Here is a 23,088-nt window from a genome sequence, read left to right on the forward strand (position 1 = left end):
GAAATCTGACATTCGATGAGTACCGCGTCCCGCCGGAAACCCTGCAGACACGACGAACAGCCACTCCAACGGCCCCAAGAATTGCTCCACTCGCGGTAATGGATCGGCAAAACCACCTGGTGAACACCCGGCTCAGAGCCGGATGATGACGAGGGCCGCATCGTCGGTGGCGCCGCCGGGCGGCAGCAGATCCGCCAGCAGCGCGTCGGCGAGCGCCTCGGCGCCGGCACCCTGGTGCCGCGTCAGCGCGTCGGCCAGCCGCGCCAGTCCGACGTCGACGTCCTCGTGGCGGCGCTCGATCAGCCCGTCCGTGTACAGGACCAGCACGGCGTCTTCGGTGAAGTCGACAGACGCCTCCGGGCGGTCCACATGCTCGGGCCGCGCCCCCAAGGGCGGGTCGGTCGCCTCGTCCAGCAGCACCACGGTGCCGTCCGGGTGCAGCAGCGCCGGCGGTGGATGGCCCGCGCTGCTGTAGGCGATGGTGTGGGTGGTCCAGTCGATGATGGCCTGCACCGCGGTGGTGGATTCCGCGCCGTCCACCGAGCGGGCGTAGATGCCCAGTACCTCCAGCGCCCTGGCGGGGCTGTCGGCGACCCTGGTGGCGGCACTCAGCGCGCTGCGGAGCTGGCCCATGACGCAGGCGGCGGCCAGACCGTGGCCGACGACATCGCCGACAGCCACGGCCATCCGGTCCCCGGGCAGATCGGCCAGGTCGTACCAGTCGCCGCAGACATTGAGCGCGCCGATCGCGGGCCGGTAGCGCAATGCGGCCCGGTGATGCCCCACGGGCCGGGGCGCGGGCAGCATCGCCTCCTGGAGGGCCAGCACCACCTCCCGCTCCTGTGCATGGGACTGCCGGAGCCGGTCGTTGACCTCCTGGAGATCCTGGGCACGGGTGAACAGCTCGGCCTCCATCCGCTCCCGGTCGCCGCCGCGGGCACGGGCGCGGGCGCCGGCGCCGGCGCCGGCCAGGACGATCTCGGTGACCTCCTCGACCCGGTGCACGATCAGCTGGACCCGCCCCTCGGCGTCGAGCACGGGAGCATTGACCGGGCTCCAGTAGCGCTCCTCGAACGCCCCCGACCGGCCCCGGGCCTCGACGTCGTAACGCTGCAGCGCCATGGTGTCGCTCGCGCAGGTGGCCACGACACGTTCCAGGGACGCCCGGAGATTGCGCATACCGGTTGCGTCCGGGTCGTCGGGGTTTTCGGGGAACACCTCGAAGAGCAGGTGGCCGACCAGCTGATGGCGTTCGCGCCCGGACCGCCGCAGCAGGGCCTCGTTGACGTCGGCGATCACGAACTGCGGGGTGAGCAGCAGCACTCCGCCCGGCAGCGCCTGGAAGACCGCCGCATAGTCGACCGGGAACGCGCTCACGTGCTGCCTGCGTCCGGCGAGGGGACCCGGGTCCCGGGAGGCAGGGGTGTGAGCGCGGCCGGGAACATCGGGTCGATGAAGATCGTCCACGCCGTGACGCGCACGGCCGCCGGCGAGAGCGTCTCCTTCGCCGCTCCCGTCCCGGCGTCCCGCTGTGCTCCCGGTGCGTGCTGGTGGTTCGCCTCCGGTGCGTTCCTGTCGTGCGCCACGTGCGGAATGTTCCCGTCCGGACCGGGCGCGCGCATGACGGGAACCGAGTCCGTACGCCCCGTCGGCACGCGAACGACGAGGCCGGTCCCGCCCGGTGGCCGCCGCGGCGGATACCCCCGTTCGGGTCAGTCGTCCCCGCGCGGTCGGCGGTGGGCGCGCCGGATCTCCGGACGGTCGGCCGCCTCGACCAGCCAGTCCAGGTCGGCGAGCTCGTCGGTGACGGTGTTGGTGAGGGTGCCGAGGCCCTCGATGGTGATCTCCACGAGGTCTCCGGCGGCCAGGGTGAAGTCCAGCTCGGGCACGATGCCGGTGCCGGTCGAGAGCACCACGCCGTCGGGGAAGGGCTGGCCGCGCCGCAGATGCCCGACGAGCTCGTGCGGTGTCCGGTGGAAGGCGGCGGTGGAGGTCGTGCCCTCGTACGCGATGCCACCGCCCCGGCGCACCACGAGGGCGATCTCCAGCGCGCCGGGGTCGGTGATCTCCCATGCGGGGACGAGGGCCGCGGAGACCGCACAGCTGCCGGCGTAGATCTTGGCCTGCGGGAGGTAGAGCGGGTTCTCGCCTTCGATGGAGCGGGAGCTGACATCGTCGACGATGAGGCAGCCGACGGTCTCCCCGTGCCGGTTGACGACCAGTCCGAGTTCCGGCTCGGGCACATTGAGCGGGGAGTCCGCACGGAGGGCGACCGGCTCGCCGTCCGTGACGATCCGCCAGGGCACGGCCTTGAAGAACAGCTCCGGCCGCTCGGCGTCGTAGATCCGCTCGTACACCGTCTGCTCGGTGCTCTCGGCAACCCTCGCGGCGCGGGACCGCTCATAGGTGACACCGGCCGCCCACAGTTCCATCCGCCCGTCCAGCGGCGGCAGCAGCAGCACCTCGTGCTCGGTGTGGGTGGGGCGGCCGGCCGCGGTGGCCTCGGCCAGATCGCGCAACGCGGCGGCGCGCAGCCGGAGCAGATCGGCGATCTGTGTCCCCTCCGGGAAGGCCCGGATTTTCCCCTGGTCGTCGGCGATTCCGGTCTGTACGGCCGGGGCGCTTGCGGTGTCGTCGATGAAGCGCACGATGCGGGTCATGGACTCCCCTTTCATGGGCCTTCCCTGTCGGTGATCGGTGGGGCGGCGGGGGCTCACTGCGAGATGCGCGGGACCTGTGCCGGCCGCCGGGCGTCGCGGCCCACCCAGCGGAAGCCGGTGACGACCACGGCGCCCGCGGCGACCACTGCGCCGATGACATACAGTCCGGCCGCGCCCGAGCCGGTGCCGGTCTCGACCAGGCCCATCACATACGGCCCGAGGAATCCGCCGAGGTTCCCGAAGCCCGAGATCAGTGCGATGGTTCCGGCCATCCGGGCGCCGCTGAGGATCGTGGGCGGCACCGTCCAGAAGACCGGCTGGGCACCGAGGAATCCGAAGGCCGCGAGGCCGAGCGCACCGATCGCGGCGAGTTCCTGCAGGCCGAAGCGCTCGGTATCTGCCAGATCGACGCCTGCCGGCTGGGCGGCGTCAACGAGGCGGTGGCCGCACTGCTGCTGGCCGCCGCGCACGGGGTGCCGGTCTGCCCGCACGCGGGTGGGGTCGGCCTGTGCGAACTGGTCCAGCATCTCTCGGTGTTCGACTACATCGCCGTCAGCGGCTCCATGGACGACCGGGTCATCGAGTACGTCGACCATCTGCACGAGCACTTCCACGACCCGGTGCGCATTCGCGGTTCGCGCTATCTGGTGCCCGAGGCCCCCGGCTACAGCGCGCAGATCCGCGGGGAGATCCTGGAGGCCTACCGCTACCCCGGCGGTGCGGTGTGGACCGGGATGACATCCTGAGGCCATGGCGACCAGAAGAGACGGGGGCGACGGCGTCGGGAGCGTCGTCGACGAGGCGATCGGCAGGCTCAAGCACCGTATCGAGACCGGGGAGTTCGCGCCCGGCCAGCGGCTGCCTCCGGAGAGCCGGCTCGCCGCCGAGCTGCAGCTGTCCCGCCCGTCCCTGCGGGAGGCGGTGCGCGCGCTCGTCATGGCCGGGGTCCTCGAAGTGCGGCGCGGCGACGGCACGTTCGTCACCGATCTGCGGCCGGACCGCCTGCTCAACGCCATCGGCAGCTTTCTCGAACTCGCCCAGGACACCGGCCTGGGCGAGATGTTCGAGTGCCGCAAGATGCTGGAGCCGAGCGCGACCGCGCTGGCGGCCACCCGTATCGACGAGGCGGCACTGGACGGCCTGCTTACGCGGATCGAGCGGATGCGCACCCTGCAGGACCCCGAGGAGCTGGTCCGGGAGGACCTCGCCTTCCACGCGGACATCATCGCGGCGACGGGGAACCGCACCCTGCTGTCGCTGGCGTCCTCGGTCAGCCGGCTGACGGCCCGGGCCCGGATCTGGCGGGCCCTGGTCAAGAGCGATGTGCTGGCCTGGACACACCAGCAGCACATGGACATCTACAAGGCACTGCGCGCACACGACAGCCTCGGCGCGTTCACCGCGGCGACCCGTCATGTCAGCGATGTGGAGTCCTGGGTCCAGGAACGGCTCGACGCGGTACGCGATCACGACGTGCCGTAGGCGAAGGGCGTCCTGCGGCGGCGGGAGAGACGGAGAGACAGATCAGCGGGCTCGATGCGCCCGGGGGGACGGCCCCGGAGCGGACGGCGGCCCCCGCGGTGGGGCGCGTCCTGGGGAAGGCGCCGGCCCCGGGGCTGGTGTGCGGCGGAATCGTCGGCCTCCAGGGAGGGGCCGCGCTCTCGGTGCGCCTCTATCCGGCCATCGGGCCCGCCGGGGTGGTGATGCTGCGGCTGGTGATCGCCGCGGTGATCCTGGGCGCGCTGTGGCGACCCCGGTGGCACTGTCAGCCGCGCAGCAGCCTCGGCATCATCGTCGCCGCCGGGACCCTCCTCACCGTGCACCATCTCGCGTACTACGAGGCCGTGGGCCGGATCCCGTTGGGCGCGGCCACCACCATCGAGTTCATCGGCCCGTTCGCCATCGCGCTGGCCACCTCGCGGCGGCCGGCCGATCTGTGGTGGTCGCTGCTGGCCGCGGCCGGTGTGCTGCTGCTGGGCGAGGGCGGCACCCCGCTCAGCCTGCTGGGCATCGGGCTCGCCGCGCTCGCCGCCGCCTGCTGGGCCGGGTACATCCTGGTCTCGGCCCGGCTCGCCCGACGGGTCAGCGGCGGTGGCGGCCTCGCCCTGGCCGTCGCCTGGGGCGCACTGCTCAGCCTCCCCTACGGCATCGCCCAGGGCGGCAGCCGACTGCTCGACCCCCGGGTGCTGCTGCTCGCGGCGGCCGTGGCGGTGCTCTCCAGCGTTGTGCCGTACTCCTGCAACCTAGAGGCGCTGCGCCGGATCCCGCCGCGCGTCTTCGGGATCCTGACCAGTCTTGAACCGGCAGTCGGCGCCGTGGTCGGGCTGCTGCTGCTCGGTCAGCGTCTCGGCCCGGTGCAGTGTCTGGGCATCGCCGCCGTGGCCACGGCATCCATCGGCGCGGGCCGGGCGGACGGCGCCGGCACTGGGTCGGGCGATGCCGGGCCGGGCGATGCCGGGCCGGCGGACGGCTCGGCGCACCGTAGTGACCGTCGTCGCCGGGAGGTCCCGTAGCCGCCCTGGTGTCCTGTGCCATGCCCTCGGCACCGACGCCGATGCTGCTCGCCTGGGCGGCGCGCGCGTCCACGCCCGGAACGGGACGCAACGGGATGACGAGGGGGTCCGGGGCCACCGTTCACCGAGGCCCCGGGGCCCAGGGCCTCAGCGCTTACGGGCCCGGCTCGGCTGGACCCTGGACGGCTCCCCGGGCATCTTCGGATGGTCGGGCGGATACGGCATGTCGCCCAGTCCTTCGTCCGCCGCCTGACGGTCCGCGAGCTCCAGAACGGATTCCAGGCCGTAGGCGTGGTCCACCATGTCCGCGTGCACATCGCCGAGTTCGGCGAACCGCGGCGGGACCGTCCGCAGATCGAAGTCCTCGGGCGCGGCGTCGGACAGCTCGTCCCAGCGCAGCGGGGTGGAGACGGTCGCCCGGGGCCGGGCGCGCAGCGAGTAGGCGGAGGCGATGGTCCGGTCCCGCGCCATCTGGTTGTAGTCGACGAAGACCTTCGCGCCGCGCTCCTCCTTCCACCATGCCGAGGTCACCAGGTCCGGCATCCGGCGCTCCAGCGCCCGGGCCAGAGTGATCGCGGCCCGTCTGACCTCGGTGAACGTCCAGTGGGGCTGGATCGGTACATAGACGTGCACCCCCCGTCCGCCCGACGTCTTGGGCCAGCCGCGCAGCCCGTGCTCCGCCAGCAGCTCGCGCAGGAGGCAGGCGACCCGGACGGCGTCCGCGAAGTCGGTGCCGGGCTGCGGGTCGAGGTCGATCCGCAGCTCGTCGGGGTGCTCGGTGTCACCGCGGCGGACGGGCCATGGATGGAACGTCAGACACCCCAGATTGGCCGCCCAGAGGACCGCCGCGGGCTCGGTGGGACACATCTCGTCGGCGAAGCGTCCGCTGGGGAAGGCGATACGGGCGGTGGGCAGCCAGTCCGGCAGCCCCTTGGGCGCCCGCTTCTGGTAGAAGAACTCGCCCTCCACGCCGTCGGGGAAGCGCTGCATGGTGGTGGGCCGGTCACGCAGCCCCCGCAGCACCCCCTCGGCGACGGCGAGGTAGTACTGCGCGACGTCCAGCTTGGTGAATCCGCGCTCCGGGTAATACGTCTTGTCGGGGTGCGACAGACGCACGGTGCGCCCCGCGACGTCCAGCTCGACAGCTCCGGCTCCGGCCATGACTCCACGCTAGATTCCGGGCGCCGCCGCCGCGCGCCGGGAGCGGTGGGACCGGCGGCCCGTGGGGGCGCCTTCCCGGCGCGCGGGAACCGGCCCCAGCCCTCAGGATCGGGACCATGGACCTGCCCGTCATGCCCCCGGTCTCCCCCATGCTCGCGAAGCCGGTGACCGACATTCCCGCCGGCATGCAGTACGAGGCCAAGTGGGACGGCTTCCGCGTCATCGTCTTCCGGGACGGCGAGGACATCGAGATCGCCAGCCGTACGACGAAATCGCTCACCCGCTACTTCCCCGAAGTGGTCGCCGCGGCGCGGGCCGAGCTGCCGCCGCGCTGCGTCATCGACGGCGAGATCGTCATCGCCCATGCCGGCCGGCTGCACTTCGAGGAGCTGCTGGAGCGCATCCACCCGGCGGACTCCCGGGTCCGCACGCTCGCCGAACGGACGCCCGCCTCGCTGATCGCCTTCGACCTGCTGGCGCTCGGCTCCGAAGCGCTGCTGCACGAGCCGCAGTCGGCGCGCCGGGAGGCCTTGGTCGAGGCGCTGCGCCCGGCCGGGGCGCCGGTGTACACCGCGCCCGCGACGCGGGATCAGGAGCTGGCGCGCAACTGGTTCACCCAGTTCGAGGGGGCGGGTCTGGACGGGGTGGTCGCCAAGCCGCTCGATCTGCCGTACCGGCCCGGCGACCGTGCCATGTTCAAGATCAAGCATGCCCGCACCGCGGACTGTGTGGTCGCGGGCTACCGGCTGCACAAGAGCGGGCCGGTGGTCGGCTCCCTACTGCTCGGTCTGCACGACGGCGACGGGCAGTTGCAGCACGTCGGGGTGTGCGCCTCGTTCCCGATGGCCCGGCGGCGCGCACTGGTCGAGGAGTTGGAACCGCTGCGGATGGACGACGTCTCGGGCCACCCGTGGGGCGCGTGGACCGACGAGACGGCCCATGCCGCGCGGCGGATGCCCGGCGGGCCCAGCCGGTGGAGCGGGGGCAAGGATCTGTCGTGGGTGCCGCTGCGCCCGGAGCGGGTGTGCGAGGTCGCCTACGACCACATGGAGGGCAGCAGATTCCGTCATACCGTCCAGTTCCGCCACTGGCGTCCCGACCGGACGCCGGAGAGCTGCACCTACGCCCAGCTGGAGGAGCCGGTGGGCTACGACCTGGGGCAACTGCTGCCGGGCTGACCCGGCGGAACGGCTCGCTGAAGGCCACCGGGCGTCAGGTCACCTTTGGTCACCCTCCGGCGGCCATCGGCGCCGGCTCTCCCCCGGGGCCAGCCGGTCCACCACTTCGGCCAGTTCGCTGCAGGCCTGCTCGATCTTGCGACGGACGCTGTTCTGCTCGGTGACGATCGCCGACAGCAGCAGCGCGGTGAGCGCCGCGGACGCGTTGAGGGCCTGCAGATTGATCATCGCCTCCAGCAGGCTCTGGCCCTCGAACGGTCCGTTCCGGGCCGTCGCCGCGGTGATGACCAGGACGGACACCACCAGCACACAGGGCGCGGCCCCCGCCAGCTGGAAGCGCAGCGCCGCCCAGATGATCAGCGGGAAGACCAGGAAGAGCAGCGACAGCTCGCTCCGGGTCACCACGAGCGACACCACGACCGTGACGACCAGCAGGGCTGCCGCCTCGGCCCACCGGTAGCCGGGGATGCCCCGGGGCCGCCGGATCGTACGGCAGGCGAGGAGGAGCGGGGTGATGACGAGGATGCCCATCGCGTCGCCCACCCACCACGCCACCCAGGTCCGCCAGAGGCCGCCGGCCGGCAGAGCGCCCTTGAGGAACAGCATCCCGGTGCCCAGCGTCGCGCTGATCACCATCCCGGCGAAGGCGCCGAGAGCGACCAGCGCCACCCCGTCGCGCAGCCGGTCGAGTTCGACCCGGAAACCCACCCGGCGGAGCATCAGGTAGGAGCACACCGGGGCCAGGGTGTTGCCCGCCATGATCCCGAGCACCGAGACTTCGAGCGGGCTGATCGTGGCGACGACCAGGAGGGTGCCGAGAGCGATGCCCGGCCAGGTCCGCAGGCCCAGGAGGAGCAGACAGCTCAGGGAGATGCCCGTCGGCGGCCACAACGGCGTGACCACGGCACCCGCGATGACCACCTGCTCCAGCAGACCGATCCGGGCGGACGCGTAGTAGACGCCGGCGAGGCCGAGGATCGTCAGGGCTGCCGGTGCGAGACGGCGGAGTTCCTCGGTGCGCACCACAGCAGCCATCAGACAACGCCGACTGCCGGGCACCGGCCGCGACACGCACGCCCCCGCCGCGCTTCACCCGGCTCTGGGCGGGGCCGCGTCGAAGCGCAGCACGATCACCGCCGAGTCATCGGTGTGCCCGGTGAACTCGGCCACGCTCATCGCCACGTCGGCCACCGTGGCCGGATCTCCGCCGGCGTTGGCGCTGACCAGTCGGGTCACCTGCGTCAGCCCCGCCTCTATCGGGAAGGACGGTCCCTCGACCACCCCGTCGGTGAGCAGCACATACGCTCCCGCTGTGGCGAACCGGCGGTGGGTCACCGGATACCTTTCGCCCCGCACGATGCCGAGCGGCAGGCCCCCGGGGTCTTCGGCGAGTCCGGACCGGCCGTCGGTGGTGGCCCAGATGCCCGGTACGTGACCGGCCCGGGCGCTGGACAGCTCCCAGGCGACCGGGTCGAAGCGGACGAAGGTGCAGGTCGCGAAGAGCCCGCAGTCGACCGAGAGCAGCAGGTCGTTGGCCCGGCTCAGTACCTCCCCCGGGTCTGCGGCATGGCCGGCGACGGCGCGCAGTCCGAAGCGGATCTGTCCCATGAAGGCGGCCGCCTCGACGTCGTGCCCCTGGACGTCGCCGATGCAGAAGGCGAGCGACCCGTCCGGCAGGGAGAAGCCGTCGTACCAGTCGCCCCCGATGTCCAGTCCGTGCCGGGCGGGTGCGTAGGTGGCGGCGGCGCGCAGCCCCGGGACCCCCGGCAGCGCGGCCGGCAGCATCTCGCGCTGCAGGGCCTCGGCCAGCTCCACCCGGGCCCGCTGCTTCTCGGCGCCTTCCCGTGCCTGAGCGGTCAGCCGTCCGAGCGTGGTCAGCAGGTCGTCAGCACTCGCCGACCGCGGGGGACGACGCCGAAGCATGGACCGCTCCAAGGTGCATCGGTGAACAGCCAGGGAGCGCGCTCCGTACGGCAGTCCGCAGTGGCCGCCTGACCTGGCCTGATGGGGCTCTTGTGGAGCCCGCCTTTCCCGATTCATCTTATTTCTGCGGTGCGACTTCCGCTTGGCGGCCGGGTGGCCGGCGGCCCCGCGGCCGTCAGGCGACTGCCGGTCGTCGGCTCACACCGGGGGCGGGGGCGGGCGCCCGACCCACCCACCATGAGCCCGGCCCCGCACCCTCCGCAGCCGGCCGTGCGTGCGAAGCGATCCCCTGCCGGGGCTGCCCGGAACCCTGCCGGGCAGCCCCGGCCACCGACTCGCCCCTTCGCTCTCCGCGGCCGGGCTCAGGCGCCCGCGGGGCGGGACACCGCCAGATGCCCGACGCCGGACCGGACGGCCCAGAAGAAGACGGCGATCGCCATGACGGCCACGGTGATCGAGTCGTACGGTGCCGGGAGCCGGCCGGAGCCCTCGAACGTGCCCAGCCAGGAGATCACGGTCAGGGCGACGAGGTAGACCACCAGCCAGGCGCCGGTGCGGAGTTCGGCACCGAGCGGGCGGCTCGGGCCGGCGCCGTCGTCCTCGGCGCGCACACCGGGGCGGCGCATGGCCAGGAAGATCAGCAGCCCGCCGAGCACGAGCGGCAGTGCGAGGCGCAGGTCCTGCCAGCCCGACCAGTAGACGAACTCGCTGGCCACCACGAAGCTGAGCGGCGCGATCCAGCGCAGCCCGGGGACCCAGCCGGCCGTGTGGCCGCCCGGCTCGGCGCGGAACACCGCGACGGCCACCGCGGAGGCGGCATAGATCAGCAGATACATATCGCCCATGACGCTCACGATGTCCTGCCAGCCGCCGAACGGCAGCAGAAAGATCACAATGACGAGGAGGTTGATCGCCAGGGCCCGGCGCGGGATGCCGAACCGCTCATTGACCTTCATGAAGTACCGGGGGATGGTGCCGTTCTTGGCGAGCGCGTAGGTGTGCCGCGCGTCGATCGCCACGCCCACATACGCCGAACCGCCGGGCGAGATCACCGCGTCCGCGTAGAGCAGGCTGGCCAGCCAGTGCAGATTGAGGATCAGCGCGAGCTGGCCGAACGGTGAGTCGAAGGAGACTCCGTGCCAGCCATGGCCGAGCAGATGCTCGGGGACGGTGAAGAGGAACGCCAGCTGCAGCGCCAGGTACATGAGCAGGGCGAGGCCGATGCCGGTGAGGACCGCGGCGGGGATGGTCCGGCGGGGGTTGCGGGTCTCGCCCGAGAAGTCCAGCGGCGCCTGGAAGCCGTTGACGGAGTAGACGATGCCGCCGCCGGCCAGCGCCGTCAGGCAGGCGACATAGCCGTACGGTGCGAAACCGCCGTGGTCCGTCAGGCGGCCGGAGTGCCAGCCGGAGGCGATCAGCGCGATCACCGTGACCACCGGGACGACGATCTTGAACACCGAGATCAGGTTGTTGAGTTGGGCGAACATCCGCACCGCGAACCAGTTCAGCACCGTCAGCACGACGCTGAGTCCGGTGGCCAGGGCCAGCCCGGAGAGGGTGAGGGTGTGGCCGTTGTAGATGCCCGGCAGGTAGTGCGCGGCGTACTGCATGATCGCGCTGATCTCGGCGGCGGTTCCGCCCACCGACAGCAGCGTCGACCAGCCGATGAGGGTGCCGACGAGCCGGCCGCTGGCGAACAGCGGCCAGCGGACCGTGCCGCCGCCCTCCGGCCGGGACGCGCCGAGTTCGATCATGACCAGGGCGACCAGGCCGCACAGCAGACCGGCCCCGACCCAGGACAGCAGCGCCGCAGGGCCGGCCGTCTGAGCCGCGTACATGGCGGCGAACAGCCAGCCGGAACCGACGATGTTGGAGAAACCGATGCCCGTCAGACCCCAGAACCCCAGGTCACGGCGCAATCGGCGCTCCTGCGCCAGCACTTCCGGCGCGCCGGCCCCGTCGCCCCCACCTGATACCTGACGCTCCGTCACGGAAACGGCCTCCTTGATTCACTGTTCCGGCTCGCCGGACCCTACTCGACGATCGCCGAAGAGGAATTCCCCGCTCCACCAGCGGACACTTCCTGCACACAGCGCATGGATCAAGCACTCAGCGCAGTGTCGCGGCGCCCAAGGGTGCAGCCCCGACCCATCCGCCGGCCCTCCACGCATGGCCCGTCAGCCGTCCACTCATGATCAGAAGGGTAAGAGGCACCACTGACAACGGCCTTGGCCCGGCCGGCCCCGAGCCGGCGCCGACGAGGCGCGCGACCCCGGCCACGCGACGGACGACGTCACGGACGACCCGCGGCGGGCCTCACACGACCTGGTCGACCCGGACGCCGAACGTCGTCGCCAGGCCGTCCCGCCCGGCGTCGGTGAGATGGACGACGCGGCGGTACTTCCCGTGGCGGATCCACTCCAGGGCGAACAGCCGGGCGGTGAGCGCTGCGCCGAGCGCACCGGCCAGGTGGTGGCGCTGCTCGGCCCAGTCGACGCAGTAGCGGACGGACGCCCGGCGGCGAGGGAAGCGGTCCGTCCCGACGCCGAATGCGGTCAGTTCCTCGCGGCCGTGGGGCGTGAGGGCGTAGGCGACGTCGGTGGCACCGGCGCCGGTGTCCGTGGCGCCGCCGCCCCGCCCCGTCCGCTCGGCGGCGAGGATCTCGCGCTCCTGGAGGGCGCTCATCACGGCGACGCCGAGCCGGCCCGCCAGGTGGTCGTAGCAGAGGCGGGCGCGCAACAGGGCCTTGGCTCGGGTGTCCGCCTTGAGGGACTGCACCGGCAGGGGACGGGCGATCAGGGCGAGCTGTTCGAGAGCGCGGGCGACGTCCGTGGTGGCGAGCCGGTAGTAGCGGTGGCGGCCGTCGAGCTCGACGGTCAGCAGCCGGGCATCGAGGAGCTTGGCCAGATGGCCGCTGATGGTGGAGTTGCTGACCCCGGCCTCGGCGGCGAGGGCGCTGGCGGGCAGCACGCCGCCCCCGGCGAGGGCCAGCAGCACCTTGGCACGGGAGGGGTCACCGATCGCCGCCGCGACATGGGCCACGTCGGTCTCGGTCCGGGCATCCATGTCCACGACGGTACGCCGTTCACGCTTCGGCAGATGGCGAAACGTTCTCCCGCTGCGGCCCCGTATGGCGAGAACGTTTCGGCACCTGCCGTACGGATCCGACAGAACACTGGCCGTATGCCAACGCTCTGTTCCCCCACCCCGGCACAACGGACCGCGGACCGGCGGTCGCCGCTGCCGCTCGTCGCCGTGTGCCTGGGGTACTTCATGGTCATCCTGGACGTCACCGTCGTCACGGTGGCTCTCCCGGCGGTCGGCACCGCCCTGCACACCGGGGTGACCGGACTCCAGTGGGTGGTGGACGGCTACACCCTGGTGTTCGCGGGGCTGCTGCTCTTCTGCGGCGGACTCGGTGACCGGCTGGGCGGCAAGCCGGTGTTCCTGGGCGGCCTGCTGGTGTTCACCCTCGCCTCCGCCGGGTGCGCGCTGGCCCCCACCGGCACGGTGCTGGTCCTGGCCCGGCTGGTGCAGGGGCTGGGGGCGGCGCTGATGGTGCCGGCCTCGCTGGCACTGCTGCGGACGGCGTACCCCGACCGGGCGGCACGGGCCCGCGCCTTCGGCGTCTGGGGCACCGTCGCGGGCCTGGCCGCCGGGACCGGTCCCGTCCTGGGCGGCGTCCTGGTCGCCGGGCTCGGCTGGCGGTCGGTGTTCTTCCTCAATCTCCCCGTGGGCCTCGCCGCACTGGTCCTCACCACCCGTCACGTCCCGCACTCCCCCGCCGGCCGCACCCGCCCCGGCCTGGACATCCCGGCCCAGACCGCGGCGGCGGTGTGTCTGGCCGGGCTGGTCACCGGATGCATCGAGGCCGGTGCGCTGGGCTGGACGCATCCCGCCGTCCTCGGCGGCTTCGCGGGCTGCCTCGTCGGACTCGTCGCGTTCCTGGTACTGGAGCGGCGCTCGCCCGCGCCGATGCTGCCGCTCACCCTCTTCCACTCCCGCGCCTTCTCCGCCTCCGTGGTCATCGGCGTGCTGCTCAACACCGGCTTCTACGGGCTGCTGTTCCTCGCCCCGCTGTACTTCCAGCGGGTGCACCACTACAGCGCCCTGCACACCGGAGCCGCGCTGCTGCCCGCGGTCGGTGTGGTGGCCATCGGCTCCGCGCTGGCCGGGCGGGTCACGGCCCGCACCGGGCCGCGGCTGCCCATGGTGGCCGGCCTGCTCGTGGGCGCGGCCGGACTGTCCGGATGGCTCGTGGCCGGCCCTGACACGCCGTATCTCGCGCTGGTGGCACCTATGGCCTGCGCCGGCTTCGGCACCGCACTGACCATGCCGGCCTCCACCGCGGCCGTGATGGAGGCCGCCCCGGGCGAGCACAGCGGTGTCGCGGCCGCGGTGTTCAACGCCGCACGGCAGACCGGCAGCGCCCTCGGCGTCGCGCTCTTCGGCACGCTGGTCGCCACCGGTCTCGTGACGGGTCTGCACACCGCGGTGAGCATCGGCGCCGCGGGATTCCTCGCCGCGGCGGCCCTCTCCGCACGCTGCATCCCGGGCACCGGCCGGGCAGGCAACCGGACCTGACGGAAGCGGACGCGGCGAGACCGCGCCGCCCGGCGTACGTAAGGGCCCGCCCGGACCCGGACGCGGCGCTGCCGCCCGGCGCGCAGCAACACCCCTCACCAGGTGGCGTTTCCGCGGCATTCTTTGCCGAGGCGGGGTAGGAGACAGCCGGGGAAGCCGCATCGGCATACGGGGATGTCGGCTCTGCCGTACGTGACCATCGAGGCAAGGAGCGGACCGATGACACTGCCGTGGCGCGAGGACGAGAGCTGGCGGCGCCGGTACCCGCAGCCGGGTCCGGACTGGACACAGGGCATGCCGCAGGGGCCGACGGAGCCGCTGACGCCCATGGGGCGGATCGAACAGTACGGCCGGATGGGGAGCGCGCTGCGCGGTGGCGACATGGCGCCCTGGCAGCGGAAGGTGACCTTCACCTTCGCCGTCGGCGCACTCGTGGTCGCCGTGGTGTCGGTCCTGCTGGCCCTCTTCGGCTGACCGTCCGTCGGACCGGCCGGGCGAGCGCGGCCGGTCCGGAGAACGCAGCGGCCTGGCGGGAACCGTCGGCCGGCGGTGCGCGCCCGGAGGGTTCAGCCGCAGATCCAGCAGCCCGACCAGCATGCGGTGTGGCGGGCGTGGTGCCGCCGGGCGACGGGCCGCTCCTCGGCCTGGCCGCGCGCGGCGACGGCGCGCATACCGGCGAGTTGGGCCCACAGCACGACGCTGATCGCGGCGATTTCCTCGGGCTCGGCATGGCCCTTCTCGATACGCAGCCAGGATGCGGGCGGGCCATCGAGCGGCGCGCCCGCATCGGCGGGCGCGACGTCATCGACGGCCGTACACTCCCCGGCGGCCGTGCCCTCGGGTGAGACATCCCCGGCCCCTGCGCTCTCGCCGGTGGCCGTGCGCTCCTCGGTACAGGTGTCCGCACCGACGGGTGCGTCCTCGCCGACGGCCGCTTCCTCGCCGACGGCTGTGCCCTCATCGGTGGAGGTGCACTCGCCGAGGGCGGTGCTCGCCTCGGTGGAGGTGCCGTCACCGGCGGGTCTGGCCTCGCCGATGACTGTGCTCGCGTCGGTGGATGTGCTCATGTGGGGTCCGTCGGATCGGTGGCGGTGCGCGGTATGTGACGGGCGGCCACGGCGTCGCGCTGTGCCGTGTCCGGACAGGTCACAGGGCCGACGCTAGAAGCGCTCCGGGGCCGTGTCGCGCGGGGGGCGCTCCGGCTGCGCCATTCGGACGACCGGCCCGTGGCCAAGGCGTGATATCGGGCGCGGACACCGTGTTGCTCCCGGCCGTCGCGTCGGGGGCGACGAGCATCGCGCACAGGTTTGTGCAGGCACGCGGCTGCCGGACGACGCAGTCAGGATGGGCGGGACGATGAGATGTGATCAGGCCGGCGACGAACGTGCCCCTGTGCGCGAGGACGGGCGCCGGGGCTTTCTCAAGTGTGCAGCGGGGCTCGCCGGCGTGGCGGCCGCGACGGGACTCGGCCGGGAGGCAGCCGCCGCTGCGGCGGACCGGTCCGCGAGCGGGCTCAGCGACAGCGGGGCGCGGCTGCCCGACAAGGTGCCCTTCCATGGGCGCCATCAGGCCGGCATCGTGACCCCCCAGCAGCTCTTCGCCGGGTTCGTCGGCTTCGATGTGCTGGCCGAGGACCGTGCGGGCCTGACTGATCTGTTCCAGAAGCTCACCACGCGCTCGCGGGTGCTGGCGGGCGGGGTCAAGCCGCTGGACGAGCAGGTCGCCTCGGAGCGGCCCACCCCCGACTCACTCACCATCACACTCGGCGTGGGTGCCTCCCTCTTCGACGACCGGTTCGGGCTCTCGGGACACAAGCCCCGGCACCTCAAGGCCATGCCGGCGTTCCCCGACGACCGGCTGGAGCCGTCCCGCTGCCACGGTGACCTGTCACTGCAGATCTGCGCCCAGCATCCGGACGCCATCGTCCATGTGCTGCGCGATCTGGCGCGGGAGACGGACGGCCTGCTGCGGCCCCGTTGGCGCGCGGACGCCTTCCTCAACCCATCGCGGCCCTCGGGCTCGCCGCGCACCTTCGTCGGCTTCAAGGACGGGATCGTCAATCCGGACACCGGGTCGTCCCGGGAGATGAACCGGCTGATGTGGGTGACCCCGCCCTGCGGGGAGCCGGACTGGGCCCTGGGCGGCAGCTATCAGGTGCTGCGTCTGATCCGCTTCCACATCGAGAAGTGGGACAAGGTGCCGGTGGCCCGGCAGGAGAAGATCTTCGGCCGGCGCAAGGCGACCGGTGCGCCCCTGGACAGCGAGCACGAGACGGACCCGCCGAGGTACCGCGAGGACCCGCACGGCAGGAAGATCCCGCTCAACTCGCATATCCGACTGGCCAACCCGCGCACCGAGAAGACCGACAAGTCCCGTTTCCTGCGCCGGAGTTACAACTACGACCAGGGCTTCGACCACTCCGGACGGATGGACCTGGGGCTGGTCTTCTGCGGCTACCAGCAGAACCCTGAGCGGCAGTTCGCCACCGTACAGCGGCGTCTGCGGCACGAGCCGCTGTCCGAGTTCATCACCCCGCTCGGCGGCGGCTACTTCTTCATCCTGCCCGGGGTACAGGACTCCGACGACTGGTTCGGGTCCCGGCTGCTGAAGAAGACCTGAGCGGGACCGGACACCCGGACCGAGGGCGGCGCCGAAACGGGCGCCGCCCTCCGCCGTACCCCGGGAGACCCGCTCAGCAGATCCGCGGCAACTGCTCGCCCAACGGCAGATCGACCACCCGGGTGCCGCCCAGCGGAGTGCCGGCCACCACCATGCCGGGGTGGGTCGCGACAGCCTCGCCGATGATCGCGGCGCCGGCGCCCAGCGGGTGCGCGCGCATGGCGTCCAGCACGGCGTCGGCGTGTTCGCGGGGGACGAATGCCACCAGCTTGCCCTCGTTGGCGACGTACATCGGGTCCAGGCCGAGGATCGCGCAGGCATTGGCGACGGCCGGCGGGACGGGGATGGCACGTTCCTGGATGACGATGCCGGTGCAGGAGGCGGTGGCGATCTCGCACAGCGCGGCGGCCAGGCCGCCGCGGGTGGGGTCGCGCAGCACATGCAGGTCGGGGGTGACGGCGAGCATGGTCTCGACGAGGCCGCCGAGGGGCGCGCAGTCGCTCTCGATCTCGACCCCGAATTCCAGGCCTTCGCGCACGCTCATGATCGCCACGCCGTGCAGACCGATGTCGCCGCTGACGATCACCACATCGCCGGGCGTGACGCGCTGCGGGCGCAGATCGACGCCCGCCGGGATCAGCCCGATCCCGGCGGTATTGAGGTAGACGCCGTCACCGTGGCCCGCCTCGACGACCTTGGTGTCGCCGGTGACCACCTCGACACCGGCGGCCCGCGCGGCCGCGCCCATGGCGTCGGCGACACCGGCCACCACCGGCATCTCCACGCCTTCCTCCAGGATGAAGCCACAGGAGAGGTAGGCGGCCCTGGCGCCGCTCATGGCAAGGTCGTTGACGGTGCCGTTGACGGCGAGGTCGCCGATGCAGCCGCCCGGGAAGAAGAGCGGCCGGACGACATAGGAGTCGGTGGAGAACGCCAGGCGTACACCGCCGAGGGACACCGCAGCGGAGTCACCGAGCTGGGCGAGGATCTCGCCGCCGAAGGCGGGGGCGAAGATCTGCTGGACGAGTTCGGCGGACAGTGCGCCGCCCCCACCGTGCCCCATAACGACGCGGGGCTGGTCGCGGAGCGGGGTGGGGCAGGTCCAGCCGGAGATGTCGACGGTGGGCAGGCCGCGGTCGGCCGGGGTGGGACCGCCGTGAGTGGGACCGCCTGGGGTGGGTCCGCCGTGGGGGGTGGGGCTTCCGGGGGTGGGGCCTCCGGGGGTGGGATGGATGGTGTCAGACAACGGGGCTCGCCTCCTGTGGGGTGGGCGTGGTGCCGAGTCGGCGGTAGAGGTAGTAGGCGGCGCAGGCGCCCTCGCTGGAGACCATCGTGGCGCCGAGCGGAGTGCGCGGGGTGCACAGCGTGCCGAAGGCCTCGCACTCGTGCGGCTTGATGAACCCTTGGAGGACTTCCCCGCTGCGGCAGGCGGCGGGTTCCTTGGTGGTGATGCCACTGACGGAGAAGCGGTGCTCGGCGTCGTAGTCGCGGTAGCGCTCCGACAGCCGCCAGCCGCTGGCGGGGATGGTGCCGATGCCGCGCCAGGCGCGGTCGGTGACCTCGAAGACATCCGCGAGCATGGCCTGGGCCGCCGGGTTGCCCTCGCTGCGTACGGCGCGCGGGTAGGCGTTGTCCACGGTGTGTTCGCCGCGCTCCAGCTGGCGGACGGTGCGGCGGATGCCCTCCAGGATGTCCAGCGGTTCGAAGCCGGTGACCACGATCGGCACCCGGAAGCGTGCGGCCAGTTCGGGGTACTCCCCCATCCCCATCACACTGCATACGTGACCGGCGGCGAGGAACGCCTGGACCCGGCAGCCGGGCGACGTCATGATGGCCTCGATCGCGGGCGGTACCCGGACGTGCGAGACCAGCATGCTGAAGTTGGGGATGCCGAGCTTGCGGGCCTGATGGACCGTCATGGCATTCGGTGGTGCGGTGGTTTCGAAGCCGATGCCGAAGAACACCACCTCACGGTGCGGGTTCTGCTGGGCGATCTTCAGCGCGTCGAGCGGGGAGTACACGACCCGCACATCGCCGCCCTGGCTGCGCACCTGGAAAAGATCCCGGTCGCTGCCGGGGACGCGGAGCATGTCGCCGAAGGAACAGAAGATCACGTCGGGGTGGGCGGCGATCTCCAGGGCCTTGTCGATGACCTCCAGCGGCGTCACACAGACCGGGCAGCCCGGCCCGTGGATCAACTCGACCTGATCGGGCAGCAGTTGGTCGATCCCGTGCCGGATGATGGTGTGGGTCTGACCGCCGCAGACTTCCATCAGGGCCCACGGCCGGGTCACCGTGGACCGGATCTCGTCGAGCAGCCGGCGGGCGAGCTCGGGGTTCTGGAATTCTTCGAGGTACTTCACCGGCCCGCCTCCCGCGCTCCGTCGCCGGCCGCGGCCGCCGGTGCGGCGTCCGCCCCGCCGGCCGTCTCATCCCATCCCGGGGGCGCGGCAGCCGCCTCCCAGGGGTCGCCGAACTCCTCCTGCAGCAGGCCCAGTTCCTCGAACAGGGCCAGGGTCTGCCGGGCGGATTCCTCGTCCAGCCGCTGCAGCGCGAAGCCGACGTGGACGATGGCGTACTCGCCGACCTGCAGGTCGGGGACGTACTCCAGGCACACCTCCTTGACCACACCGCCGAAGTCGACGGTGGCCATACGGGTGCCGTCCCGTTCCTCGATGTCCAATACTTTGCCGGGTACCGCCAGGCACATGGGCCTCTCCTCGTCGTGAGTACATTGCGTCCGCCGCGCCGTGGGCGCCGCTCAGCGCGCGGCAGCTCCTGCGGTGCGCGCCGCCACGACGATCTGGCCGAGCGCCAGTCCTCCGTCGTTGGGCGGGACGTGGCGGTGGCGCAGAACGGTGAAGCCGTCCTGCCGCAGGAGGCGGGCGGTGGCCTCGGCCAGCAGGGTGTTGGCGAAGACGCCGCCGGTGAGTGCCACGGTCGTCAGGCCCGCGCGCTCCCTGGCCAGCGCGCAGCCGCGCCGGACGAGGTCGGCGACCGCGGTGTGGAAGCGGGCCGCGATCAGCGCCGGGGCGGTGCCCGCGCGGAGGTCCGCGACGACGGAGGTGAGCACCGGCGCCGGGTCGGCGACGGTGTCGGCACCTGTCCCGCCCGACGGCGCGGAGCGCAGCGCGAACGCATAGCCGGGTCCGCGGTCCTCGCCCGCGGTCAGGGCCGCGGCTTCGAGTGCGACGGCGGCCTGGGCCTCGTAACCCGCGTGGTGGCAGATCCCGGCCAGCGAGGAGACGGCGTCGAAGAGGCGGCCCATGCTGGAGGTGGGCACACAGTTGAGGTGGCGTTCGAGCTGCCGCGCCAGCAGCCGCCGCTCCTCCTGCGGGCAGGCCGCCACCGGGGGCAGGTCCACGTCCCAGTCGATGCCGGCGGCCCGTAGATGGGCCAGGGCCATCCGGTAGGGGCGCCGTACGGTGGTGTCGCCGCCGGGGAGCGGGACGTAGGCGAGCTGCCCGAAGCGGCGGTAGCCGTCGTAGTCGGCGAGCAGGATCTCGCCGCCCCAGACGGCGTGGTCGTCGCCGTAGCCGGTGCCGTCGAAGGCGACACCGATGACGGGGTGGCCGTCGCGGAGGCCGTGTTCGGCCATGGCCGCGGCGACATGGGCATGGTGGTGCTGGACGCGTACCAGCGGCCGGCCGTCGGTGTGGCGCTGTGCCCACTGCCCGGAGCGGTAGCCGGGGTGCCGGTCGGCGGCGAGGAGTTGCGGGCGCACCCCGGTGACCGTCTCCAGATGCGCCTCGGCCTCCTCGAACGCGAGCTGGGTCGCCAGATCGTCCATGTCGCCGATGTGCGCGGACAGCCAGGCGCGGTGGCCTTCGGCGAGACAGAGCACGTTCTTGAGGTCGCCGCCGGCCGCCAGGGCGGGCCGTACCGGCACCGGGAGCCGGACGGGGAGCGGCGCGTGGCCGCGCGAGCGGCGGACGAACAGCGGCTCCCCGTCGCTGATGCGGACCACGGAGTCGTCGCACGGGATCCGGATCGGCCGGTCGTGGGTGAGCCAGGCGTCCGCCAGATGTGCCAGGCGCCGTACGGCTTCCTCGTCGTCGGTGACGATCGGTTCGCCGGCGACATTGCCGCTGGTCATGACGAGCAGCCGGGGACCCGGCGGATCGCCGGGCAGACCGAGCAGCAGATGGTGCAGCGGCGTGTACGGCAGCATGACGCCCAGGTCGGGGCTGCCGGGGGCGACGGCCCCGGACAGCACCGGCGCGTTCGGGGCCGGCGCGGGATCCTGGCGGCGGCGCAGCAGGACGATGGGGTGTGCGGGCCCGGTGAGCAGGGCGCGCTCCTCGGCTCGTACGTGTACCGCGTGCTCGATATCGGCGATATCACGGGCCATCAGGGCGAAGGGCTTGTCGCCGCGGGCCTTTCGCCGGCGCAGCAGGGTGACGGCACTGTCGTCGGCGGCGTCGCAGACGAGGTGGTAGCCGCCGAGGCCCTTGACCGCCACGATCGCGCCGTCGGCGAGCAGCCGGCGGGTGTCGGCGACCGGGTCGGCGCCGGGCACCGGGCGCGGTGGGCGGGTGCGGTCTTCCGGGTCCGCGGTGAGCAGACGCAGTCGGGGGCCGCAGTCGTGGCAGGAGATGGGCTGGGCGTGGAAGCGCCGGTCGGCCGGGTCCGCGTACTCCCGTGCGCAGCGGGCGCACATCGGGAAGCGGTCCATGGTCGTCAGCGCACGGTCGTAGGGGACCGCGGTGACGATGGTGAAGCGCGGACCGCAATGTGTGCAGGTGAGGAAGGGGTGCCGGTAGCGGCGGTCGGCCGGGTCGGTCAGCTCGGCGAGGCAGGCGTCGCAGGTGGCGGCGTCCGGGGAGACCAGGGTGCGGGAGAGGCCGTCGGTACGCGAGGGGTGGATGCGGAATCCGGTGTCTCCGGTCACCGGGACGTCCTCGGCATCGACGGTCTCGACCACGGCCAGCGGTGGCGCATCGGCGCTGATCCGCCGGCCGAACCGGGCGAGCGCGGCGGCGGCGCCTTCGACCTCGGCGACGACGCCCTCGCCCGTGTTGGTCACATGGCCCGTGAGGCCCAGTTCCGTGGCGAGGGCGTGGACGAACGGGCGGAAGCCGACGCCCTGGACGACGCCGCGCACGGTGATCCGCCGGCGTACGGCGGCTGTCGTGGGGGCCGTCGCGGTGACCCCGTCGACCTGCCCGGTGGTCATGAGCGGCTCGACGCCACGGTGTCGGGGTCGGTCGTGTGCGCATGGCCGCCGTCGTGTGCCCGCGGGGCGTGAGCGTGTTCCCGGTCGTGGGTGTGGCTCTCGTCGTGGGTGTGGCCCTTGTCGTGGGTGTGACTCTCGTTGTGCGGCTGGCCGTCCTCGGCGTCATGGACGTGATGGGACTTGCGGGTCATCACCGGGATGTGCACCGGCGCTCCGTCGCGCGCGGCCAGCGCCCGGTCCACCAGCACACCGTCCCCTTCGCCGCGGCGCGCCGAGGTGAGGACGACCTCGACGCCGGGGTTGATGCGTTCGACGTTGGCGCGGAACTCCGCCTCGTCGAAGGAGACCGCCTCGGCGATATCGGTCTTGGTGACCACGACCAGATGGGCAAGTCCGAAGGCGGTGGGGTACTTCAGCGGCTTGTCCTCGCCCTCGGTCACCGACGCCAGCACGATGCGCAGCGTCTCCCCCAGGTCGTAGGAGGCCGGGCAGACCAGATTGCCGACGTTCTCGATGAACAGCAGCCGGGTGTCGGCGGGGAGCCAGCCGTGGAGGTGCCCGCCCAGCATCTCGGCCTCGAGGTGACAGAGCCCGTCGGTGAGCACCTGCTTGACGGGCACTCCGGAGCGGGCCAGCCGTACGGCGTCGTTCTCGGTGGCGAGGTCGGCGGTGAGCGCAGCGACCGGGATGCCCCGGCTGCGGGCGAGGGTGAGTTCGCGCTCCAGGAGGGCGGTCTTGCCGCTGCCGGGGCTGGAGAGCAGGTTGACGACCGCGGTGCCACGGGCGGCGAGGTCCTCGCGCAGGGTGTGGGCGCAGGCGTCGTTCTTGGCCAGGACCGCCTGCTGCAGGTCGACGACACGGCACATGGTTCAGCGCTCCTCATGAATCGGGACGTGTACCGGGGCGTCGTTCCAGCACACACGGACGATCTGCAGTTCACGGCCGGACAGCAGCTCGGCCGTCGCCCCGCCGCATCCGGGACAGCTGAGCTGCGGTGGCATACCCACCGGCCAGGTGTCCGCGCAGGGGCCGCAGCGGGCGCGGGCCGGGACAGCTTCGGTGATGAGCTCCGCCCCCTCCAACACCGTTCCGGTGCAGGCGAGTTCGAAGGAGAAGGCCAGCGCGTCCGGGACCACCCCGGCCAGTTCGCCGACCTGCAGCCGGACGCTGTTGACGGTGGTGGCCCCGGCGGGCCGGTCCGCGCTTTCGACCTGCTCCACGACCGCGAGCGCGATGGACATCTCGTGCATCGGTCCCTCTCTGGTGCGGGCACG

General features: G+C 72.5%; 21 protein-coding genes and 1 pseudogene. 7 read left to right on the forward strand and 15 right to left on the reverse strand.

The features are described from left to right. Positions 1–132 precede the first annotated feature (132 nt). From ACGFWI_RS07135 to ACGFWI_RS07145, 3 genes are all read right to left on the reverse strand, one after another. Complete coding sequence (locus tag ACGFWI_RS07135; protein ID WP_393904905.1) at positions 133–1,377, reverse strand: PP2C family protein-serine/threonine phosphatase; 1,245 nt, start codon at positions 1,375–1,377, stop codon at positions 133–135. Then, positions 1,374–1,586 carry a hypothetical protein gene (locus tag ACGFWI_RS07140; protein WP_393904906.1) on the reverse strand — a complete coding sequence of 71 codons (213 nt, stop codon included), beginning with the start codon at positions 1,584–1,586 and terminating at the stop codon, positions 1,374–1,376. Before ACGFWI_RS07140 ends, ACGFWI_RS07135 begins: the two co-directional genes overlap by 4 nt. 126 nt (positions 1,587–1,712) lie before the next feature. Beyond that, the gene (locus ACGFWI_RS07145) at positions 1,713–2,660 is read right to left on the reverse strand and encodes a fumarylacetoacetate hydrolase family protein (protein ID WP_393904907.1); all 948 of its coding nucleotides are present in this window, start codon (positions 2,658–2,660) and stop codon (positions 1,713–1,715) included. Positions 2,661–3,028: 368 nt separating this feature from the next. Between ACGFWI_RS07145 and ACGFWI_RS07150 the strand changes: the two are divergent. From ACGFWI_RS07150 to ACGFWI_RS07160, 3 genes and pseudogenes are all read left to right on the forward strand, one after another. Further along, positions 3,029–3,406: pseudogene (locus ACGFWI_RS07150) on the forward strand (enolase C-terminal domain-like protein); the annotation flags it as partial. A gap of 4 nt (positions 3,407–3,410) precedes the next feature. Further along, positions 3,411–4,142 (forward strand): FadR/GntR family transcriptional regulator, encoded by a 732-nt coding sequence (locus tag ACGFWI_RS07155; protein ID WP_393904908.1) that lies wholly within the window; start codon positions 3,411–3,413, stop codon positions 4,140–4,142. A 98-nt stretch (positions 4,143–4,240) separates the two neighbouring features. Next, positions 4,241–5,173, forward strand: a complete 933-nt coding sequence (locus ACGFWI_RS07160; RefSeq protein ID WP_393904909.1) for a DMT family transporter — start codon at positions 4,241–4,243, stop codon at positions 5,171–5,173. Between the two features lie 147 nt (positions 5,174–5,320). Here ACGFWI_RS07160 and ligD read toward each other — a convergent pair whose 3' ends face one another. Then, on the reverse strand, positions 5,321–6,334 hold the full coding sequence (gene ligD, locus ACGFWI_RS07165) for a non-homologous end-joining DNA ligase (protein ID WP_393904910.1): 1,014 nt from the start codon (positions 6,332–6,334) through the stop codon (positions 5,321–5,323). A 116-nt stretch (positions 6,335–6,450) separates the two neighbouring features. On the opposite strand from ligD, the gene ACGFWI_RS07170 reads away from it, so the two are divergent. Further along, a complete protein-coding gene (locus tag ACGFWI_RS07170) occupies positions 6,451–7,512 on the forward strand; it encodes an ATP-dependent DNA ligase (protein ID WP_393904911.1) in 1,062 nt (353 codons plus the stop codon). Positions 7,513–7,551: 39 nt separating this feature from the next. Here the strand turns inward: ACGFWI_RS07170 and ACGFWI_RS07175 are convergent, their stop codons facing one another. From ACGFWI_RS07175 to ACGFWI_RS07190, 4 genes are all read right to left on the reverse strand, one after another. Next, positions 7,552–8,538 (reverse strand): MASE1 domain-containing protein, encoded by a 987-nt coding sequence (locus ACGFWI_RS07175; protein WP_393904955.1) that lies wholly within the window; start codon positions 8,536–8,538, stop codon positions 7,552–7,554. 63 nt (positions 8,539–8,601) lie between these two features. Then, a complete protein-coding gene (locus ACGFWI_RS07180; protein ID WP_393904912.1) occupies positions 8,602–9,435 on the reverse strand; it encodes a PP2C family protein-serine/threonine phosphatase in 834 nt (277 codons plus the stop codon). A gap of 362 nt (positions 9,436–9,797) precedes the next feature. Further along, the gene (locus ACGFWI_RS07185; protein ID WP_393904913.1) at positions 9,798–11,426 is read right to left on the reverse strand and encodes an APC family permease; all 1,629 of its coding nucleotides are present in this window, start codon (positions 11,424–11,426) and stop codon (positions 9,798–9,800) included. A gap of 325 nt (positions 11,427–11,751) precedes the next feature. Continuing rightward, entirely contained in the window at positions 11,752–12,501 is a 750-nt protein-coding gene (locus ACGFWI_RS07190; protein WP_393904914.1) for an ArsR/SmtB family transcription factor, read from the reverse strand. Between the two features lie 117 nt (positions 12,502–12,618). On the opposite strand from ACGFWI_RS07190, the gene ACGFWI_RS07195 reads away from it, so the two are divergent. After that, positions 12,619–14,019: an MFS transporter gene (locus tag ACGFWI_RS07195; RefSeq protein ID WP_393904915.1), complete on the forward strand. Its 1,401-nt coding sequence runs from the start codon at positions 12,619–12,621 to the stop codon at positions 14,017–14,019. 219 nt (positions 14,020–14,238) lie between these two features. Continuing rightward, positions 14,239–14,493 carry a hypothetical protein gene (locus ACGFWI_RS07200; RefSeq protein ID WP_393904916.1) on the forward strand — a complete coding sequence of 85 codons (255 nt, stop codon included), beginning with the start codon at positions 14,239–14,241 and terminating at the stop codon, positions 14,491–14,493. 92 nt (positions 14,494–14,585) lie between these two features. On the opposite strand, the gene ACGFWI_RS07205 is transcribed toward ACGFWI_RS07200, so the two are convergent. Continuing rightward, the gene (locus tag ACGFWI_RS07205) at positions 14,586–15,086 is read right to left on the reverse strand and encodes a hypothetical protein (protein WP_393904917.1); all 501 of its coding nucleotides are present in this window, start codon (positions 15,084–15,086) and stop codon (positions 14,586–14,588) included. Between the two features lie 289 nt (positions 15,087–15,375). Here ACGFWI_RS07205 and efeB point away from each other — a divergent pair, with 289 nt between their 5' ends. Next, on the forward strand, positions 15,376–16,638 hold the full coding sequence (gene efeB, locus ACGFWI_RS07210; protein ID WP_393904918.1) for an iron uptake transporter deferrochelatase/peroxidase subunit: 1,263 nt from the start codon (positions 15,376–15,378) through the stop codon (positions 16,636–16,638). Between the two features lie 73 nt (positions 16,639–16,711). Here the strand turns inward: efeB and hypE are convergent, their stop codons facing one another. From hypE to ACGFWI_RS07240, 6 genes are all read right to left on the reverse strand, one after another. Further along, positions 16,712–17,767 (reverse strand): hydrogenase expression/formation protein HypE, encoded by a 1,056-nt coding sequence (gene hypE / locus ACGFWI_RS07215; protein WP_393904956.1) that lies wholly within the window; start codon positions 17,765–17,767, stop codon positions 16,712–16,714. A gap of 109 nt (positions 17,768–17,876) precedes the next feature. After that, on the reverse strand, positions 17,877–19,001 hold the full coding sequence (hypD, locus tag ACGFWI_RS07220; RefSeq protein WP_393904919.1) for a hydrogenase formation protein HypD: 1,125 nt from the start codon (positions 18,999–19,001) through the stop codon (positions 17,877–17,879). Next, positions 18,998–19,348 (reverse strand): HypC/HybG/HupF family hydrogenase formation chaperone, encoded by a 351-nt coding sequence (locus tag ACGFWI_RS07225; RefSeq protein WP_393904920.1) that lies wholly within the window; start codon positions 19,346–19,348, stop codon positions 18,998–19,000. The genes hypD and ACGFWI_RS07225 overlap by 4 nt, the downstream gene beginning before the upstream one ends. 51 nt (positions 19,349–19,399) lie before the next feature. Continuing rightward, positions 19,400–21,814 (reverse strand): carbamoyltransferase HypF, encoded by a 2,415-nt coding sequence (gene hypF / locus ACGFWI_RS07230; protein ID WP_393904921.1) that lies wholly within the window; start codon positions 21,812–21,814, stop codon positions 19,400–19,402. Further along, positions 21,811–22,680: a hydrogenase nickel incorporation protein HypB gene (gene hypB, locus ACGFWI_RS07235; protein WP_393904922.1), complete on the reverse strand. Its 870-nt coding sequence runs from the start codon at positions 22,678–22,680 to the stop codon at positions 21,811–21,813. Before hypB ends, hypF begins: the two co-directional genes overlap by 4 nt. Before the next feature lie 3 nt (positions 22,681–22,683). Further along, positions 22,684–23,064 carry a hydrogenase maturation nickel metallochaperone HypA gene (locus ACGFWI_RS07240; RefSeq protein ID WP_393904923.1) on the reverse strand — a complete coding sequence of 127 codons (381 nt, stop codon included), beginning with the start codon at positions 23,062–23,064 and terminating at the stop codon, positions 22,684–22,686. Between the last annotated feature and the right edge of the window lie 24 nt (positions 23,065–23,088).

Source organism: Streptomyces sp. NPDC048434, assembly GCF_043200375.1.
In the GTDB taxonomy this organism is placed as follows: Bacteria; Actinomycetota; Actinomycetes; order Streptomycetales; family Streptomycetaceae; genus Streptomyces.

Excerpts from the sequence above, each read along its gene's own strand:
- ACGFWI_RS07145 (WP_393904907.1), bottom strand. The coding sequence starts at position 2,660 with ATGACCCGCATCGTGCGCTTCATCGACGACACCGCAAGCGCCCCGGCC.
- ACGFWI_RS07155 (WP_393904908.1), top strand. The coding sequence starts at position 3,411 with ATGGCGACCAGAAGAGACGGGGGCGACGGCGTCGGGAGCGTCGTCGAC.
- ligD (WP_393904910.1), bottom strand. The coding sequence starts at position 6,334 with ATGGCCGGAGCCGGAGCTGTCGAGCTGGACGTCGCGGGGCGCACCGTG.
- ACGFWI_RS07170 (WP_393904911.1), top strand. The coding sequence starts at position 6,451 with ATGGACCTGCCCGTCATGCCCCCGGTCTCCCCCATGCTCGCGAAGCCG.
- ACGFWI_RS07180 (WP_393904912.1), bottom strand. The coding sequence starts at position 9,435 with ATGCTTCGGCGTCGTCCCCCGCGGTCGGCGAGTGCTGACGACCTGCTG.
- ACGFWI_RS07190 (WP_393904914.1), bottom strand. The coding sequence starts at position 12,501 with ATGGATGCCCGGACCGAGACCGACGTGGCCCATGTCGCGGCGGCGATC.
- ACGFWI_RS07195 (WP_393904915.1), top strand. The coding sequence starts at position 12,619 with ATGCCAACGCTCTGTTCCCCCACCCCGGCACAACGGACCGCGGACCGG.
- ACGFWI_RS07200 (WP_393904916.1), top strand. The coding sequence starts at position 14,239 with ATGACACTGCCGTGGCGCGAGGACGAGAGCTGGCGGCGCCGGTACCCG.
- ACGFWI_RS07205 (WP_393904917.1), bottom strand. The coding sequence starts at position 15,086 with ATGAGCACATCCACCGACGCGAGCACAGTCATCGGCGAGGCCAGACCC.
- efeB (WP_393904918.1), top strand. The coding sequence starts at position 15,376 with ATGAGATGTGATCAGGCCGGCGACGAACGTGCCCCTGTGCGCGAGGAC.
- ACGFWI_RS07225 (WP_393904920.1), bottom strand. The coding sequence starts at position 19,348 with ATGTGCCTGGCGGTACCCGGCAAAGTATTGGACATCGAGGAACGGGAC.
- hypF (WP_393904921.1), bottom strand. The coding sequence starts at position 21,814 with ATGACCACCGGGCAGGTCGACGGGGTCACCGCGACGGCCCCCACGACA.
- hypB (WP_393904922.1), bottom strand. The coding sequence starts at position 22,680 with ATGTGCCGTGTCGTCGACCTGCAGCAGGCGGTCCTGGCCAAGAACGAC.
- ACGFWI_RS07240 (WP_393904923.1), bottom strand. The coding sequence starts at position 23,064 with ATGCACGAGATGTCCATCGCGCTCGCGGTCGTGGAGCAGGTCGAAAGC.